The following is a 16817-nucleotide window of genomic DNA, read 5'->3' on the forward strand; positions in this document are numbered from 1 at the left end:
TTCGGCTGCGTTGCCGTCACCATGACCGTCGCACGGCCATCGCCTGTCCCGCGAGTGCGGACAACGGTGGGACGGAGCAGGGGGACACCCGGTTCCCCGAGGGTGCCGGAAGTGAGCGGTTGCGGCCGTCAGTCGCCGTACTCGGACATCGCGTCGATCAGCCGTGCGGACGCGTCCGGAACGGTGACGCCATGAATCAGGGACAGCGCGACAGGGGTGGGGGCGGCCTTGGCGGGTACCACCCAGTGCGGAGCCATCCGTGCGCAGTCACTGCGCAGCTCGGCCAGGCTGATCTCGGACTCACGCGGGGCGATGTTGTTCGGCATGTCCGCACCGTAGGCACCGCAGGCCTCGGGATAAAAGACCTACTATCGGGTAGTTTTTCCCCCTTCAGGGCGAGTGCGGCGAACGGGTAGCGTGAACTGTCACGCCGTCCCGGGAACGCAGTCACCCGTTCCCCCCGACCTCCGCAGGAGCAGTCTCCCCGTGCGTATCGCAGTCACCGGCTCCATCGCCACCGATCACCTCATGACCTTCCCCGGCCGTTTCGCCGACCAGCTGGTCGCCGATCAGCTGCACACGGTCTCGCTCTCCTTCCTGGTCGACAACCTCGATGTGCGCCGGGGCGGTGTCGCCGCCAACATCTGCTTCGGCATGGGCATGCTCGGTACCGGTCCGATCCTGGTCGGCGCCGCGGGCTCCGACTTCGACGAGTACCGTGCCTGGCTCGACCGGCACGGCGTCGACACCGGCTCGGTACGGATCTCCGAGGTCCTGCACACCGCCCGTTTCGTCTGCACGACGGACGCCGACCACAACCAGATCGGCTCCTTCTACACGGGCGCGATGAGCGAGGCCCGGCTGATCGAGCTGAAGGCCGTCGCCGACCGCGTCGGCGGTCTCGACCTCGTCTCGATCGGCGCCGACGACCCGGAGGCGATGCTCCGCCACACCGAGGAGTGCCGCTCCCGGGGCATCGCGTTCGCCGCCGACTTCTCGCAGCAGATCGCGCGGATGGACGGCGACGAGATCCGGATCCTCCTCGACGGCGCCACGTACCTCTTCTCCAACGAGTACGAGAAGGGGCTCATCGAGTCCAAGACCGGCTGGACCGACGAGGAGATCCTCGGCAAGGTCGGCCACCGCGTCACCACGCTCGGGGCCCGCGGCGTCCGGATCGAGCAGGCCGGTCAGGAGACCATCGAGGTCGGCTGCCCGGAGGAGGAGACGAAGGCGGACCCGACCGGCGTCGGTGACGCCTTCCGCGCCGGTTTCCTCTCGGGCCTCGCCTGGGGCGTCAGCCTGGAGCGCGCCGCGCAGGTCGGCTGCATGCTCGCCACGCTGGTCATCGAGACGGTCGGCACCCAGGAGTACACCCTGCGCCGCACCCACTTCATGGACCGCTTCACCAAGGCGTACGGTCACGACGCCGCCGCCGAGGTCCGCGCCCACCTGCGCTGATCCGGGAACGCTAGTGCCCCTCCCGGCAAGCTTTGCCCCGTCGCGCCGCCCAGCACGCCCGCTCGCCGCGTTGGCCAAAAGCCCTGGTAGCTCCTTCCCCAAGCTCTCAACTCCGTTCGAGCAGGGGAGACCCCACCCAAGGACTTCCGGCCGCCTTGCGATCGCACGCACCGGACGACGCTCCTCATGGGGCAAACATTGCCGGTCACGGCACTACGACAGCCGGCGGACCACATAGGCCGAGCCCCGGTCCGCCGGCTCCTCACCCACGTACTTCTGCTCCCGCATCTCGCACCACGCAGGGATGTCCAGCCGCGCAGCCTCGTCGTCGGAGAGTACGGTCACCGTCCCGCCCACCGGTACTTCTCCGATCACCTTTGCGAGTTCGATCACCGGGATCGGGCACCGCTTCCCCAGCGCGTCGACCACCAGGGACGCGGCCGCCGCGGGGGAGGGGGCGGGCGGGACGGGCGCGCCCAGCCTCTCCCGTACCCCTGCCACCACCCCTGGCAGCACCCGGAGGAAGCGGTCGACGTCCTCCTCCGTGGTGCCGGCCGGCAGGGACACCCGGACGTTGCCCTCCGACAGCACTCCCATCGCCTTCAGTACATGGCTCGGTGCGAGCGTGCTGCTCGTGCAGGACGAACCGGACGACACGGAAAATCCCTCACGGTCCAGTTCGTGGAGGAGTGTCTCCCCGTCGACATAGAGACAGGAGAAGGTCACCAGATGCGGCAGCCGCCGCACCGGATCGCCGACCACCTCCACATCGGGCACGACCGAGCCCACCGTGGCTCGAATCCGGTCCACCAGCGCCGCCAGCCGCACGGACTCCGCCGCCGCCTCGGCACGGACGGCCCGCAACGACGCCGCCGCCGCCACGACGGCCGGGATGTCCTCGAACCCGGCGGCCCGCCCCGACTCCCGTTCGTCCGCCGCGCCCTGGGGCGCGAACCGGACCCCCTTGCGTACGGCGAGCAGCCCCACCCCCGAGGGGCCGCCCCACTTGTGGGCACTGGCCGCCAGCAGCGACCAGCCGCTCGGTACCGGACCCCAGCCCAGCGACTGCGCGGCGTCCACCAGCAGCGGTACACCCGCCGCCCGGCAGGCCTCCGCGACCTCGGCCACCGGCTGCTCCGTACCGACCTCGTGGTTGGCGGACTGCAGGCAGGCCAGCGCGGTGTCCTCGCGCAGGGCCTCCCCGTACGCTGCCGCGCTCACCGCCCCCGCCCGGTCCACCGGCACCTCGGCGAACGTCCCGCCCTGAGCCTCATGGGCGGCGGCCGAATGGAGCACCGACGAGTGTTCGACCGCCGAGACCACCAGATGGCGGCCGACACGCCGACGCCCGGCGAGGGCTCCGGAAATTCCTGAGTGCACCGCCCGGGTTCCCGACGAGGTGAAGGTCAGCTCGTCCGGGCGGCACCCCACCGCCTCCGCGGCGGCCTCCCGGGCCGCGTCCAGCAGCAGCCGGGCCCGCCGCCCCTCCCGGTAGAGGCGGGCCGGGTCGGCCCAGCCCTCGTCCAGTGCGGCGAGCAGCGCCTGGCGGGCTACGGGGTGCAGAGGTGCGGAGGATGCGGCATCGAAGTAGGGCACATGTCCACGCTAGCTCGCGCCCGCCGCCGCCTCGGGACGGGCCGCTCACGCAGCCAGGAGAGGGCCCGTCAGATGGCGGCCAGAGGCCCGGATTCCACCCCTTCGGGGTGTCGGGCGGCGCGTTGGGCACCCTCCCCGCGCGACCCCAAATAGCGTCCAGTAGGGTTTGGTCCGCATAAACATCCAAACCCCTGCCCGCGTCAGGGCGGCGACCGACCAGACAGACGGCCGCGCCGAACGCGCGGGCGAGACTCTCGGGAAGGCGCTACGTGAGTCCCAACGGCTCCGACCGCTCGTCGCGGCGCCCGATGCGGCGGAAGCTGCCGCAGGTGCTGACTGCGGGCCTGATTCTGGCGACCGCCACCGGTTGCACATACAAGGACTTTCCCCGCCTTGGTATGCCTACGCCGGTAACGGAAGAGGCACCACGGATCCTTTCCCTCTGGCAGGGCTCGTGGGCGGCAGCGCTCGCCACGGGTGTGCTGGTCTGGGGCCTGATCCTGTGGAGTGTCATCTTCCACCGGCGCAGCCGCACCAAGGTGGAGGTACCTCCGCAGACCCGGTACAACATGCCCATCGAGGCGCTGTACACCGTGGTCCCTCTCATCATCGTCTCGGTGTTGTTCTACTTCACCGCGCGCGATGAATCGAAGCTCCTCTCGCTCTCCCCGAAGCCCGCCCACACCGTCAACGTGGTCGGCTTCCAGTGGAGCTGGGGCTTCAACTACATCGAGAACGTGGACGGCTCGCTTGCCACGGGCAAGAAGGTCCCCAAGGAGCTCGACGCCATCCCCGACCGGCTCCGGAAGGACTTCCCCGAGGGTGCGGAAGGCGTCTACGACGTCGGCATCCCGGGCACCCGGAACCCGCAGAACGGCAACCCGGGTCCGACCCTGTGGCTGCCGAAGGGCGAGAAGGTCCGCTTCGTTCTGACTTCGCGTGACGTCATCCACTCCTTCTGGGTGGTGCCGTTCCTCATGAAGCAGGACGTCATTCCGGGCCACACCAACTCCTTCGAGGTGACTCCCAACCAGGAGGGCACCTTCATGGGCAAGTGCGCCGAGCTCTGCGGCGTCGACCACTCCCGGATGCTCTTCAACGTCAAGGTCGTCTCCCCGGAGCGCTACCAGGCGCACCTCAAGGAGCTGGCCAAGAAGGGCCAGACGGGCTACGTGCCGGCCGGTATCGAGCAGACGAACCCGGCCAGGAATGCGGAGACGAACAAACTGTGAGCATCCTCAACGAACCTCAGGGTGCCGCGGCAGCAGACGACTCGTACGAGGACGAGCTGCCGGCCCGGCTGAAGCAGCCGGGAAACATCGTCGTCAAGTGGTTGACCACCACTGACCACAAGACGATCGGCACGATGTACCTGGTCACGTCGTTCGCGTTCTTCTGCATCGGCGGTCTGCTGGCGCTCTTCATGCGCGCCGAGCTGGCCCGTCCCGGCACGCAGATCATGTCGAACGAGCAGTTCAACCAGGCGTTCACGATGCACGGCACGATCATGCTGCTGATGTTCGCGACGCCGCTGTTCGCCGGGTTCGCGAACTGGATCATGCCGCTGCAGATCGGCGCGCCCGACGTGGCGTTCCCGCGGCTGAACATGTTCGCGTACTGGCTGTACCTCTTCGGCTCGATCATCGCGGTGGCCGGCTTCCTCACCCCGCAGGGTGCGGCGGACTTCGGCTGGTTCGCCTACTCCCCGCTCTCGGACGCCGTCCGTTCGCCGGGTGTCGGCGCCGACATGTGGATCATGGGTCTGGCCTTCTCCGGCTTCGGCACGATCCTCGGTTCGGTCAACTTCATCACCACGATCATCTGCATGCGCGCACCCGGCATGACGATGTTCCGGATGCCGATCTTCGTGTGGAACGTCCTGCTGACCGGTGTGCTGGTCCTGCTGGCCTTCCCGGTGCTCGCCGCCGCGCTCTTCGCGCTGGAGGCGGACCGCAAGTTCGGTGCGCATGTGTTCGACGCGGCCAATGGCGGCGCGCTGCTCTGGCAACACCTCTTCTGGTTCTTCGGCCATCCAGAGGTGTACATCATCGCCTTGCCGTTCTTCGGCATCATTTCCGAAGTGATCCCGGTGTTCAGCCGGAAGCCGATGTTCGGCTACATCGGCCTGATCAGCGCCACGATCGCCATCGCGGGCCTGTCCGTGACCGTGTGGGCGCACCACATGTACGTCACCGGCGGTGTGCTGTTGCCGTTCTTCTCGTTCATGACGTTCCTCATCGCGGTACCGACCGGTGTGAAGTTCTTCAACTGGATCGGCACGATGTGGAAGGGCTCGCTGTCCTTCGAGACACCGATGCTCTGGGCCGTCGGCTTCCTGATCACCTTCACCTTCGGTGGTCTGACCGGTGTCATCCTGGCCTCGCCGCCGTTGGACTTCCACGTCTCGGACTCGTACTTCGTCGTCGCGCACTTCCACTACGTCATCTTCGGCACCGTGGTCTTCGCGATGTTCTCCGGATTCCACTTCTGGTGGCCGAAGTTCACCGGCAAGATGCTGGACGAGCGGCTCGGCAAGATCACGTTCTGGACGCTGTTCGTGGGCTTCCACGGCACGTTCCTGGTGCAGCACTGGCTCGGCGCGGAGGGTATGCCGCGTCGTTACGCGGACTACCTCGCCGCCGACGGCTTCACCTTGCTGAACACGATCTCGACGATCTCCTCGTTCCTCCTCGGACTGTCGATGCTGCCGTTCTTCTACAACGTGTGGAAGACCGCCAAGTACGGCAAGAAGGTCGAGGTCGACGACCCGTGGGGCTACGGCCGTTCGCTGGAGTGGGCAACCTCCTGCCCGCCGCCGCGGCACAACTTCCTCACCCTGCCGCGGATCCGCTCCGAATCGCCGGCGTTCGACCTGCACCACCCGGAGATCTCGGCGCTCGAACAGCTGGAGCACCACTTCGAGGGTGACAAGGCCCTCGCTGGTGGCAAGGAGGCCGGCAAGTGAGAATCCAGGGCAAGATGTTCATCTGGCTGAGCGTCTTCATGCTCGCCATGGCAATCACCTATGGCGTGTGGTCGAAGGAGCCGGCCGGTACCACCGCGCTCGTCCTGGGCTTCGGTCTGAGCGTCATGATCGGCTTCTACCTGGCCTTCACGGCGCGGCGCGTCGACGCGATGGCTCAGGACAACAAGGAAGCCGATGTCGCGGACGAGGCCGGCGAGGTGGGGTTCTTCTCCCCGCACAGCTGGCAGCCGCTGTCACTGGCCATCGGCGGCTCCCTCGCCTTCCTGGGAGTCATCTTCGGATGGTGGCTGCTCTACTTCTCGGCCCCGGTCATCTTGATCGGCCTGTTCGGCTGGGTCTTCGAGTACTACCGCGGTGAGAACCGCACCCAGTGACACCGCTCCACCGGTGACACCGCTCCACCTGACGGGGGGCCCGCACTTCTCCTCCACGAGAAGTGCGGGCCCCCCGTTTGCAGTAATCCGGCGCGCTGAAACTGATGAATCTTCTTAGCGTGGGTTCATGAACCTCACGCCGCGCCTCCGACCCGTAGCGAGCTGCACACTGCTGGTCGTGACCCTGGTTGCAGGGGCGACCGCCTGTGGCGGGCCCGATGGTCATCCGCTGTCTGCGCAGCCGTACGACGCGGCGGACGAGATCTCCTTCAACACCCCGGAGGGCGGCAAGAAGGCTGATCCCGACAAGCCCCTCGAAGTCACCGTCACGGGTGACGACAGCCGGATCACGGACGTGACGGCCGTGGACACGGCCGGGCACCATCTCGCGGGTGAACTCGCCGCCGACGGGAGTCGCTGGCACTCCACCGTCCCGCTTGCCGCGGGCACCCGATACACGGTCAAGGTCAGCGTCGAGGACGAGGACGGTGCCCCGGGCGCCCGTACGCTCACTTTCGAGACGGACCCGGCGAAGAAGTTCCTGAAGGTCGCCTTCGGCCCGCAGGCAGGCACCTACGGCGTCGGACAGCCCATTACGGCGGTACTCAGTGCTCCGGTCAAGGACAAGGCCGCCAGGGCCACCGTGGAACGCTCCCTGAAGGTCCGGTCCACGCCCTCCGTGTCGGGCTCCTGGTACTGGGTCGACGACAAGACCCTGCACTACCGCCCGCAGGAGTACTGGCCCGCCAGGGCCACCATCGAGGCCACCAGCACCATGGCGGGCATCAAGGTCACCAAGGCGCTGTACGGGGCTCCCGCGAAGGCGTTGAAGATCACTACCGGCGACCGCATAGAGGCCGTCACCGACGCCTCCACGCACACCATGACGGTCAAGCGCAACGGACGAGTGATCAAGACCATTCCGGTGACCACCGGCAGGCCCGGCTTCGACACCCGCAACGGCGTCAAGGTCGTCCTGAGCAAGGAGTACTCCGTACGCATGCGCGGGGAGACGATCGGCATCGCGGAAGGCTCATCCGACTCGTACGACCTGCAGGTCTACTACGCGACCCGCGTCACCTGGAGCGGCGAGTACGTGCACGCGGCCCCCTGGTCCGTCGGCTCACAGGGGCTCGCGAACGTCAGCCACGGCTGCACGGGCATGAGCACCGGTGAGGCCGAGTGGTTCTTCAAAACCGTGCGCGAGGGTGACATCGTCAAGGTCGTCGGCAGCCAGGGTGCGACGATGACGCCGTTCGACAACGGCTACGGCGACTGGAACCTGTCCTGGGCCAACTGGCAGAAGGGCAGCGCCCTGCAGAACAACACCACGCCGGACCGCGCGGACACGATCCAGGCGGCGCGTCTGCGCCCCGAGGTCTGACGGCCAGGGGAGTGCGCTGCCCCTCGGCGGGACATGAAGAGCCGCGGATGCGGCCGCGGCGGCTCCCGGGCCGGTCAGGCGTCTGTGCAGAGCCCGTTGCGCAGCAGAGCGGCCAGGGCGTCCGCGAACTCGACCGGCTCGACCGGAAGGGTCACCGCGGCGTCCGCACGGCTCCAGGTGGCCAGCCAGGCGTCCTGAGGGCGCCCGATCAGCAGCAGCACCGGCGGGCAGTGGAAGATCTCGTCCTTGATCTGCCGGCAGACGCCCATGCCGCCCGCCGGGGCCGTCTCGCCGTCCAGCACGCACACGTCGATGCCACCGCTCTCCAGAGCGGTCAGGACGGCGGGCAGGGTGGCGCACTCCACGAACTCCAGCGGTGGCACGTCCGCCGCAGGCCTGCGACCGGCGGCCAGCCTCACCTGCTCACGGGTGTTGGCGTCGTCGCTGTAGACCAGGACCGTGGCGGTCGGCTGCATTGTTCCTCCGTGACATCTGTGTCTTCGGGGCTGTCGGGGCATGAACCGATGCGCGGATCGTACTCCGACGGACAGCCTGTCAGCACCGGTAATGACGCCGATTCGATGGGCCGTTCGGGGAGGACACACCCTGCTGACACACCGAATGGCACCCCCCGGAGTGAGGGCGGAATAAGCGACCGACATAATGTCGGTCGTGGCGACAGCAACGACAGTAGACACCGGGCACGCGCACCCGTCGGTCAATCGACCGAACCTCACCAGCGTCGGAACCATCATCTGGTTGAGTTCCGAGCTGATGTTCTTCGCGGCCCTCTTCGCGATGTACTTCACCCTGCGATCGGTGATGGGACCCGACCACTGGAAGGAAATGGCTTCGGCCCTGAACTTCCCGTTCTCGGCGACGAACACCACGATCCTGGTGCTCTCCTCCCTCACCTGCCAGCTCGGCGTCTTCGCCGCGGAGCGGGGCGATGTGAAGAAGCTCCGTGCCTGGTTCGTGATCACTTTCGTGATGGGTGCGATCTTCATCGGCGGCCAGGTCCTGGAGTACACCGAGCTGGTGAAGAAGGACGGCCTCTCGCTGTCCTCCGACCCGTACGGCTCGGTGTTCTACCTGACCACCGGCTTCCACGGTCTGCATGTGACAGGCGGTCTCATCGCCTTCCTGCTCGTTCTGGGCAGGACATACGCAGCCAAGAGGTTCACCCACGAACAGGCGACCGCCGCCATCGTCGTGTCCTATTACTGGCACTTCGTCGATGTCGTGTGGATCGGCCTCTTCGCCACGATCTACATGATCAAGTAACCGGGCTCGAACCCGAACCACATCCAGCATCGACGCAGAAGATCCTGACACCGGGGTAATCCGTGAAAAAGCTCTCCGCACGACGACGCCATCCGTTGGCGGCGGTCGTCGTACTACTCCTCGCGCTTGCGGCCACTGGGGGGCTGTACGCCGCGTTTGCGCCCGCGAGTAAGGCGCAGGCCGACGACACCGCCCAGTCCCTCGCCATTGATGAGGGCAAGAAGCTGTACTCCGTCGGTTGCGCCAGCTGCCACGGAACCGGCGGTCAGGGCACCTCCGACGGGCCGAGCCTGGTCGGCGTGGGCTCCGCCGCCGTCGACTTCCAGGTCGGCACCGGCCGTATGCCGGCGCAGCAGCCGGGTGCCCAGGTACCGGCGAAGAAGGTCATCTACACCCAGGCCGAGATCGACCAGCTCGCGGCGTACGTCGCGTCGCTCGGCGCAGGCCCGATCGTGCCGACCAAGGACCAGGTCAGCCCTGACGGTGCGGACATCGCCAAGGGTGGCGATCTGTTCCGTAGCAACTGCGCGCAGTGCCACAACTTCACCGGCCAGGGTGGTGCGTTGTCGAAGGGCAAGTACGCGCCCAGCCTTGAGGACGTGGACCCGAAGCACGTGTACGAGGCCATGCAGACCGGCCCGCAGAGCATGCCGTCGTTCCCCGACACGACGATGCCCTCGCAGCAGAAGCGGGACATCATCGCGTACATCAAGACCGTGAACAGCGGCGAGTCCGCGACCCCTGGTGGCCTCAAGCTGGGCGGGCTCGGTCCGGTCAGCGAGGGTCTGTTCGCCTGGATCTTCGGTCTCGGCGCCCTGATCGCAGTTGCCGTTTGGGTCGCGGCCCACACCGCTAAGGCCAAGAAGTCATGAGTAGCCAAGAGATTCCAGAAGAGAACCTGCCTGCTGAGCAGGGCACCGCGCACACCGCGGTAAAGATCGCGGACGACCCGTTCGCAGACCCGGGGCTGCCGGCCCACAGGCCGCGCATCCAGGACATCGACGAACGGGCCGCGAAGCGGTCGGAGCGCACGGTCGCGCTCCTGTTCCTGCTGTCCATGGTGGCGACGGTCGCCTTCATCGCCTCGTACGTCATTTTCCCGGTCGACGAGATCGTGTTCATCTGGCCGATCGGTCACGTGAGCGCGCTCAACTTCTCCCTGGGTCTGACCCTGGGCGTGGCCCTCCTCACGATCGGAGCGGGCGCCGTCCACTGGGCGCGCACGCTGATGTCCGACGTGGAGGTGGCCGACGACCGCCACGCCATCGCGGCCGAGCCCGAGACCAGGGCGAAGGTTCTCGCCGACTTCGCGGCCGGCGCCGAGGAGTCCGCGCTCGGCCGGCGCAAGCTGATCCGCAACACCATGTTCGGTGCGCTGGCCCTGGTGCCGCTCTCCGGTGTGGTGCTGCTGCGCGACCTCGGTCCGCTGCCGGAGAAGAAGCTCCGCAACACCCTGTGGGCCAAGGGCAAGCAGCTCATCAACATGAACACGATGCTGCCGCTGCGTCCCGAGGACGTCGCCGTCGGTTCGCTGACCTTCGCCATGCCCGAGGGCCTGAATGAGGACGCGGAGGACTTCCAGAACCAGATGGCCAAGGCCGCGCTGATGATCATCCGTATCCAGCCGGAGAACATCAAGGACAAGCGCGAGCGCGAGTGGGCCCACGAGGGCATCGTGGCCTTCTCGAAGATCTGCACCCACGTCGGCTGCCCGATCAGCCTGTACGAGCAGCAGACGCACCACGTGCTCTGCCCGTGCCACCAGTCCACCTTCGACCTCTCCGACGGCGCCCGCGTCATCTTCGGTCCGGCCGGTCACGCCCTTCCGCAGCTGCGGATCGGTGTGAACACCGAGGGCAACCTCGAAGCGCTCGGTGACTTCGAAGAGCCCGTCGGTCCTGCCTTCTGGGAGCGCGGATGAGTACTGTGACCGACACTAAGCGCAAGGCGCCCGCCGGTGAGCGGGTGGCCGACTGGGCGGACGGCCGGCTCGGGATCTACTCCCTGGCCAAGGCCAACATGCGCAAGATCTTCCCGGACCACTGGTCCTTCATGCTCGGTGAGATCGCCCTCTACAGCTTCATCATCATCATCCTCACGGGTGTGTATCTGACGCTGTTCTTCCACCCGAGCATGAACGAAGTCGTGTACCACGGCTCGTACGAGCCGATGCAGGGCATCCGGATGTCCGAGGCCTACGCCTCGACGCTGGACATCAGCTTCGACGTCCGCGGTGGTCTCCTGGTCCGCCAGATCCACCACTGGGCCGCGCTGATCTTCCTGGCCGGCATGTTCGTGCACATGATGCGCGTCTTCTTCACGGGTGCGTTCCGTAAGCCGCGTGAGATCAACTGGCTGTTCGGCTTCCTGCTGTTCGTGCTGGGTATGTTCACCGGCTTCACCGGCTACTCGCTCCCGGACGACCTGCTCTCCGGTACGGGTGTCCGCTTCACCCAGGGCGCGGTCCTGTCGGTGCCGATCGTCGGCACGTACATCTCGATGTTCCTGTTCGGCGGAGAGTTCCCCGGTCACGACTTCGTCGCCCGGTTCTACTCGATCCACATCCTGCTGCTGCCGGGCATCATGCTCGGCCTGCTGGTGGCGCACCTGATCCTGGTCTTCTACCACAAGCACACGCAGTTCGCGGGTCCCGGCCGGACGAACAAGAACGTCGTCGGCATGCCGCTGCTGCCGGTGTACACGGCGAAGGCCGGAGGCTTCTTCTTCCTGGTCTTCGGTGTCATCACCGTCATCGCGGGCATCGCCTCGATCAACCCGATCTGGGCCATCGGCCCGTACCGCCCGGACCAGGTGTCCACCGGCGCCCAGCCCGACTGGTACATGGGCTTCGCCGAGGGTCTGATCCGAGTGATGCCGGGCTGGGAGATCAACCTCTGGGGTCACACGCTCGTCCTGGGCGTGTTCATCCCGCTGATGGTCTTCGGACTGGTGCTCGCGATCATCGCGGTCTACCCGTTCGTCGAGTCCTGGGTCACCGGGGACAAGCGCGAGCACCACATCCTGGACCGCCCGCGCAACGCCCCGACCCGGACGGCCTTCGGCGTCGCCTGGATCACCGAGTACGTCATTGTCTTCATCGGCGGTGGCAACGACCTCTGGGCCACGCACTTCCACCTCTCGCTGAACGCCATCTCGTGGTTCATCCGGATCTTCATCTTCGTGGGGCCGGTCGTCGCGTTCATCGTGACGAAGCGGATCTGCCTCGGCCTTCAGCGCCGGGACAAGGAGAAGGTGCTGCACGGACGCGAGTCCGGCATCATCAAGCGCCTGCCGCACGGTGAGTTCGTCGAGATCCACGAGCCGCTCGGTCCCGTGCAGCTGCACACGCTCACCGCGCACGAGCAGTACAAGCCGGTCGAGATCGGCCCGACGGTCGACGAGAACGGTGTCGAGCGCAAGGTGCCCGCGATGCAGAAGCTGCGGGCCAAGCTCAGCAAGGGCTACTTCGGCGAGCACAACCAGATCGACAAGCCCACCGCCGAGGAGTACAAGGAGATCACCAGCGGCCACGGCCACCACTGATCACCTGAACTGATCGCCACAGCAGGAGCCCCGTCCATTCGATGGACGGGGCTCTTCGCTGTCCGTGGGGCTCGATAGGGTGGGGTGCAACCCCTTTATCGGCAATGGACCCCAGGAGCGGACCATGAACGTTGTGACCCCGGTCGGCGGCGGCAGCGTGGCGGCCCGTTCCTGGCCGGGCGTGCTGAACCCGCTGCTGCGTGGCGAGGACCTGACCGCCGACGACACCGCGTGGGCGATGGACAGCATCATGAGCGGCGAGGCGACCGACGTGCAGATCGCCGGTTTCGCCGTCGCCCTGCGGGCCAAGGGCGAGACCGTCGACGAGGTGACCGGACTCGTCCGCGCGATGTACGAGCACGCCACCACGATCCACGTGCCGGGTCGCACGGTCGACATCGTCGGCACCGGCGGCGACCTCGCCAAGACGGTCAACATCTCCACGATGTCCGCGATCGTCGTCGCGGGCACGGGCGCCAAGGTCGTCAAGCACGGCAACCGGGCCTCCTCCTCGGCCAGCGGCGCCTCCGACGTCCTGGAGAAGCTGGGCGTCAACCTGGAGCTGACCCCGCAGCGTGTCGTCGAGGTGGCGGAGGAAGCCGGCATCACCTTCTGTTTCGCGGTGAAGTTCCACCCCGCCCTGCGGTACGTGGCGAAGGCCCGCAAGGAGCTCGGCACGCCGACCACGTTCAACATCCTCGGGCCGCTCACCAACCCGGCGCAGGTGCGCTCCCAGGCCGTCGGTGTCGCCGATCCGAAGATGGCTCCCATCGTCGCGGGCGTGCTCGCGGCGCGGGGCAACTCCGCGCTCGTCTTCCGCGGCGACGACGGTCTGGACGAGCTGACGACCACGGCGACCTCCCGGGTCTGGGTGGTCCGCGACGGAGAGGTGCGCGAGGAGGCGTTCGACCCGCGCGACGTCGGTCTGCAGCTGATCCCCGTCGAGGCGCTGCGCGGCGCCGACGCGTCGTACAACGCCGATGTGGCCCGCCGGCTGCTGGCCGGTGAGACCGGTCCGGTACGCGAAGCGGTGCTGCTCAACTCGGCGGCGGCGCTGGTGGCGCTGGACCCGGGCGAGGGCACGCTGAACGAGCAGCTCGCCGCCGCAATGGCGAAGGCCGCCGAGTCCATCGACTCGGGTGCGGCCCGGGCGGCGCTGGAGCGCTGGGTGGCGGTCAGCAACACCTGACCGTACGGAAATACGGCACAGGGCGCAGTCCAGATCTTGGACTGCGCCTTGCGCGTCGGCGCACGTATGGCAGGATGCTGGGCAGGTCATGAGTGACAGCGACTACGGCCCCGGCCCGCTGTCCGGCAACCCTCCGTCCGTGGCGGGGTGCCCCGGGTGAAGACCAGGCCGTGGGCAGCGAGGTCTGCGGCAAGCGCGGACCCCTCGACATCTCTGAATGTCACATCCCTGGGGTCCTGGTCCTCAAGGAGCCTCTTGTGAGCAAGCGAATGCGATAGGGCCCAAGGCCCTTCTCCGCACACCCTTTTCTGCTTCCTGCGCTGCCGCGTGTCCGCCGGCGCAGTGAATTCGCCTGCCTGTTACGGGAGTTCGCCATGTCTGTCTGCACCGCTGCCTCCGGCCAGTCCATTTGTACCCCACTGCCCGTTCTGGGGCGGGATGTGACCGTTCCTCTGGTGACCGGTGGTGAAGTCACGTACGCCGCCCTCGACTACGCGGCCAGCGCCCCGGCCCTGCAGCGCGTGTGGGACGACGTCGCCGCGTACGCCCCGTACTACGGCAGCGTCCACCGTGGCGCCGGCTACCTCTCGCAGCTCTCCACGGACCTGTTCGAGAACAGCCGCAAGACCGTCGCGGAGTTCCTCGGCTGCCGCCCCGAGGGAGACCAGGTGATCTTCACCCGGTCGACGACCGACTCGCTGAACCTGCTCGCCGCGGTGATCCCCGCCGACTGCCAGGTCTTCGTGTACGAGACCGAGCACCACGCCTCGCTGCTGCCCTGGCGCGACGCCCGCGTCACCTACCTCAACGCCCCGCGCACCCCGGCCGAGGCCGTCGAGACGCTGGAGCGGGCGCTCGCCGACCGCGACCCTTCCCCAAGCTCTCAACTCCGTTCGAGCAGGGGAGGCCCCCTTGGTCCGGCGCTGGTCTGCGTCACCGGCGCCTCCAACGTCACCGGTGAGCTGTGGCCGGTGAAGGAGCTGGCCGCCGCCGCTCACGCGCACGGCGCCCGGATCGTGCTCGACGCCGCGCAACTCGCCCCGCACCACCCGGTGGACATCGCCGGGCTCGACGTCGACTGGGTCGCCTTCTCCGGACACAAGCTGTACGCGCCGTTCGGCTCCGGTGTTCTCGCGGGCCGCGCCGACTGGCTGCAGGACGCCGAGCCGTACCTCGCGGGTGGCGGCGCCTCGCGGAAGGTCGCCCGGCGCACCGACGGCGGAGTGGACGTGGAGTGGCACTCGACCGCCGCCCGCCACGAGGCCGGTTCGCCCAACGTCATCGGCGTCCACTCCATCGCCTCCGCCTGCAAGGCGCTCACCGAGGCCGGCTTCGACCGGCTCGTCGCCCGTGAGCAGCAGCTCGTCACCCGGGTCCGCGCAGGCCTCGCCGAGGTCCCCCAGGTCAAGGTGCTGTCGCTGTTCGGCGACGACGCCCCGCGGGTCGGCGTCATCTCCTTCGTGGTGGAGGGCTGGAACAGCTCGCACTTCGCCGCGGCGCTCTCCGCCGAATACGGCATCGGGGTACGCGACGGACTGTTCTGTGCCCACCCGCTGGTCCGCACCCTGCTGGGCAGCGACCCGCAGGACCCGGGCGAGTGCGGTGCGCCGGAGGCCCAGCCGGGCGAGCTCCCCCAGTCTCGAACGGACTCGACCGGGGGGACCCCCTTGCTGAACGCGATCCGGGTCAGCTTCGGCGCCGGTACGCCGGACGAGCACATCGAGCGCTTCGTCCGCGCGGTCAAGGAACTGGTGAGCAGGGGCGCCCGGTGGACGTACCGCACCGAGGACGGCCGCTGTGTCCCGGACCGGGGCGCGGCGCAGGTCTGACGGGCCCGTCACACTTCGGCCGGGGACGGGCAGCACTGCCCGTCCCCGGCCGAAGTGTGACGCGAACCTACGCGTCGAGACCGATGGCGAAGGCCGCCTCCAGGTCGTGCTGCGAGTACGTACGGAACGCGACATGGGTGTCGGTGCCCTCGACACCCGGGATCTTGCTGATCCGGCCGGGGATGACGTCGGCGAGGTCGTCGTGCCTGGCCACCCGGACCATGGCGATCAGGTCGTACGTACCGGTGACCGAGAAGACCTCGCTGACATTGTCCAGCGCGGCGATGGCCTCGGCGATCTCCGGAATCCGGTCCACGCTGGTCTTGATGAGCACGATCGCGGTGATCACGGCTGGCTTTCTCCCTCGGTGGCCGTGGCTGGAGCCTTCACTCTAGCCCCACGGCGGTAGCGTCCCCAGGCGTAGAGAAAGCCGCAGACGAAGCCGACCACATGGGCGAGATACGCCACCCCGGGACCGCTGCCCGCGCCCCGCGCCGCCATCCACTGCAGCACAAACCAGAAGATCAGCACGATCCAGGCGGGAAAGCGCAGCGGAAGGAAGAGCAGGAACGGGAAGAGGCTGGTCACCCGCGCCCTGGGGAACAGGTAGAGGAACGCCCCGAGCACCGCGGAGATCGCCCCTGATGCGCCGACGAGGGTCTGGTCGGAGTTCGCGTGTGCCGCCGCGTACGCCAGCAGTGCGAGATAGCCGCAGCCGAGGTAGAAGAAGGCGAATTCGGCCCGGCCCATCCGCTCCTCGGCCATCGCCCCGAACACGTACAGGAAGAGCATGTTGCCGAGCAGATGAAGCCAGCTACCGTGCACGAACAGTGCGGTCAGCGGGGTGAGCAGGGCCTGCGCGGAGCCCGCCCACAGCTCGCTCGGGATCACCCCCCAGCGCTCGAAGTACCCGGCCTGGGCGGCGAGCAGGGTGTCGGCGGTGCCGTGTGTGGGGTTGAAGCCGGAGAGCGGGCTGATCAGGAAGACGGCGCAGCACAGGGCGATGAGGGCATACGTCACCTGCGCACCGGCCGCCGTGGCAGCGCGCAGGAGCCTGCCGGTCACTCCGCCTCTCGCGGCCCGCCGATCGATCATGAACAGAGCATGACGCAAGGTGACGGAACGGGGCAGACCGCCTCGCCGTGTCCAACGGACCGCCTCGCCGTGTCTA

The 16817-nt window shown here is 67.8% G+C and carries 16 protein-coding genes and 1 riboswitch; of the genes, 11 read left to right on the forward strand and 5 right to left on the reverse strand.

The features are described from left to right. Positions 1-128 precede the first annotated feature (128 nt). A complete protein-coding gene (locus OH809_RS30820) occupies positions 129-326 on the reverse strand; it encodes a hypothetical protein (protein ID WP_406418734.1) in 198 nt (65 codons plus the stop codon). Positions 327-486: 160 nt separating this feature from the next. Here OH809_RS30820 and OH809_RS30825 point away from each other — a divergent pair, with 160 nt between their 5' ends. Further along, positions 487-1461 (forward strand): carbohydrate kinase family protein, encoded by a 975-nt coding sequence (locus OH809_RS30825; protein WP_406418732.1) that lies wholly within the window; start codon positions 487-489, stop codon positions 1459-1461. 213 nt (positions 1462-1674) lie between these two features. Here OH809_RS30825 and OH809_RS30830 read toward each other — a convergent pair whose 3' ends face one another. Continuing rightward, the gene (locus tag OH809_RS30830) at positions 1675-3057 is read right to left on the reverse strand and encodes a cysteine desulfurase/sulfurtransferase TusA family protein (RefSeq protein ID WP_406418730.1); all 1383 of its coding nucleotides are present in this window, start codon (positions 3055-3057) and stop codon (positions 1675-1677) included. A 269-nt stretch (positions 3058-3326) separates the two neighbouring features. On the opposite strand from OH809_RS30830, the gene coxB reads away from it, so the two are divergent. The 4 genes from coxB to OH809_RS30850 all read left to right on the forward strand — a co-directional run bounded on the left by coxB (position 3327) and on the right by OH809_RS30850 (position 7801). After that, positions 3327-4289 (forward strand): cytochrome c oxidase subunit II, encoded by a 963-nt coding sequence (coxB, locus tag OH809_RS30835; protein ID WP_406418728.1) that lies wholly within the window; start codon positions 3327-3329, stop codon positions 4287-4289. After that, positions 4286-6022, forward strand: coding sequence for a cytochrome c oxidase subunit I (gene ctaD, locus OH809_RS30840; protein ID WP_406418726.1), 1737 nt, complete (start codon positions 4286-4288; stop codon positions 6020-6022). The genes coxB and ctaD overlap by 4 nt, the downstream gene beginning before the upstream one ends. Continuing rightward, entirely contained in the window at positions 6019-6417 is a 399-nt protein-coding gene (locus OH809_RS30845) for a cytochrome c oxidase subunit 4 (protein WP_406418724.1), read from the forward strand. Before ctaD ends, OH809_RS30845 begins: the two co-directional genes overlap by 4 nt. A 127-nt stretch (positions 6418-6544) precedes the next feature. Next, on the forward strand, positions 6545-7801 hold the full coding sequence (locus tag OH809_RS30850; RefSeq protein ID WP_406418723.1) for an Ig-like domain-containing protein: 1257 nt from the start codon (positions 6545-6547) through the stop codon (positions 7799-7801). Between the two features lie 74 nt (positions 7802-7875). On the opposite strand, the gene OH809_RS30855 is transcribed toward OH809_RS30850, so the two are convergent. Further along, positions 7876-8277, reverse strand: coding sequence for a hypothetical protein (locus tag OH809_RS30855; protein ID WP_406418721.1), 402 nt, complete (start codon positions 8275-8277; stop codon positions 7876-7878). A gap of 187 nt (positions 8278-8464) precedes the next feature. Between OH809_RS30855 and OH809_RS30860 the strand changes: the two genes are divergently transcribed. The 6 genes from OH809_RS30860 to OH809_RS30885 all read left to right on the forward strand — a co-directional run bounded on the left by OH809_RS30860 (position 8465) and on the right by OH809_RS30885 (position 15646). Further along, positions 8465-9085 carry a heme-copper oxidase subunit III gene (locus tag OH809_RS30860; protein WP_406418719.1) on the forward strand — a complete coding sequence of 207 codons (621 nt, stop codon included), beginning with the start codon at positions 8465-8467 and terminating at the stop codon, positions 9083-9085. 62 nt (positions 9086-9147) lie between these two features. Next, on the forward strand, positions 9148-9957 hold the full coding sequence (locus OH809_RS30865) for a c-type cytochrome (RefSeq protein ID WP_406418717.1): 810 nt from the start codon (positions 9148-9150) through the stop codon (positions 9955-9957). Beyond that, positions 9954-11006: a Rieske 2Fe-2S domain-containing protein gene (locus OH809_RS30870; RefSeq protein WP_406418715.1), complete on the forward strand. Its 1053-nt coding sequence runs from the start codon at positions 9954-9956 to the stop codon at positions 11004-11006. The genes OH809_RS30865 and OH809_RS30870 overlap by 4 nt, the downstream gene beginning before the upstream one ends. Beyond that, positions 11003-12628, forward strand: coding sequence for a cytochrome bc complex cytochrome b subunit (locus OH809_RS30875; RefSeq protein WP_406418713.1), 1626 nt, complete (start codon positions 11003-11005; stop codon positions 12626-12628). Before OH809_RS30870 ends, OH809_RS30875 begins: the two co-directional genes overlap by 4 nt. A 124-nt stretch (positions 12629-12752) precedes the next feature. Then, positions 12753-13817, forward strand: coding sequence for an anthranilate phosphoribosyltransferase (trpD, locus tag OH809_RS30880; protein WP_406418711.1), 1065 nt, complete (start codon positions 12753-12755; stop codon positions 13815-13817). Positions 13818-13901: 84 nt separating this feature from the next. After that, positions 13902-14019: riboswitch (SAM riboswitch) on the forward strand. Positions 14020-14191: 172 nt separating this feature from the next. After that, on the forward strand, positions 14192-15646 hold the full coding sequence (locus OH809_RS30885) for an aminotransferase class V-fold PLP-dependent enzyme (protein WP_406418709.1): 1455 nt from the start codon (positions 14192-14194) through the stop codon (positions 15644-15646). Between the two features lie 67 nt (positions 15647-15713). Here OH809_RS30885 and OH809_RS30890 read toward each other — a convergent pair whose 3' ends face one another. Together OH809_RS30890 and OH809_RS30895 are read right to left on the reverse strand one after the other, a co-directional pair. Beyond that, positions 15714-15995, reverse strand: coding sequence for an Lrp/AsnC family transcriptional regulator (locus tag OH809_RS30890; protein WP_037694047.1), 282 nt, complete (start codon positions 15993-15995; stop codon positions 15714-15716). After that, on the reverse strand, positions 15992-16741 hold the full coding sequence (locus OH809_RS30895) for a rhomboid family intramembrane serine protease (protein ID WP_406418707.1): 750 nt from the start codon (positions 16739-16741) through the stop codon (positions 15992-15994). Before OH809_RS30895 ends, OH809_RS30890 begins: the two co-directional genes overlap by 4 nt. Between the last annotated feature and the right edge of the window lie 76 nt (positions 16742-16817).

Source organism: Streptomyces sp. NBC_00873 (genome assembly GCF_045207415.1).
Lineage (GTDB): Bacteria > Actinomycetota > Actinomycetes > Streptomycetales > Streptomycetaceae > Streptomyces.

What these genes read in the sequence shown, in the direction of transcription:
- OH809_RS30820 (WP_406418734.1), bottom strand. Translation starts at nt 326, where the DNA reads ATGCCGAACAACATCGCCCCGCGTGAGTCCGAGATCAGCCTGGCCGAG.
- OH809_RS30850 (WP_406418723.1), top strand. Translation starts at nt 6,545, where the DNA reads ATGAACCTCACGCCGCGCCTCCGACCCGTAGCGAGCTGCACACTGCTG.
- OH809_RS30855 (WP_406418721.1), bottom strand. Translation starts at nt 8,277, where the DNA reads ATGCAGCCGACCGCCACGGTCCTGGTCTACAGCGACGACGCCAACACC.
- OH809_RS30860 (WP_406418719.1), top strand. Translation starts at nt 8,465, where the DNA reads ATGTCGGTCGTGGCGACAGCAACGACAGTAGACACCGGGCACGCGCAC.
- OH809_RS30870 (WP_406418715.1), top strand. Translation starts at nt 9,954, where the DNA reads ATGAGTAGCCAAGAGATTCCAGAAGAGAACCTGCCTGCTGAGCAGGGC.
- OH809_RS30875 (WP_406418713.1), top strand. Translation starts at nt 11,003, where the DNA reads ATGAGTACTGTGACCGACACTAAGCGCAAGGCGCCCGCCGGTGAGCGG.
- trpD (WP_406418711.1), top strand. Translation starts at nt 12,753, where the DNA reads ATGAACGTTGTGACCCCGGTCGGCGGCGGCAGCGTGGCGGCCCGTTCC.
- OH809_RS30885 (WP_406418709.1), top strand. Translation starts at nt 14,192, where the DNA reads ATGTCTGTCTGCACCGCTGCCTCCGGCCAGTCCATTTGTACCCCACTG.
- OH809_RS30895 (WP_406418707.1), bottom strand. Translation starts at nt 16,741, where the DNA reads ATGATCGATCGGCGGGCCGCGAGAGGCGGAGTGACCGGCAGGCTCCTG.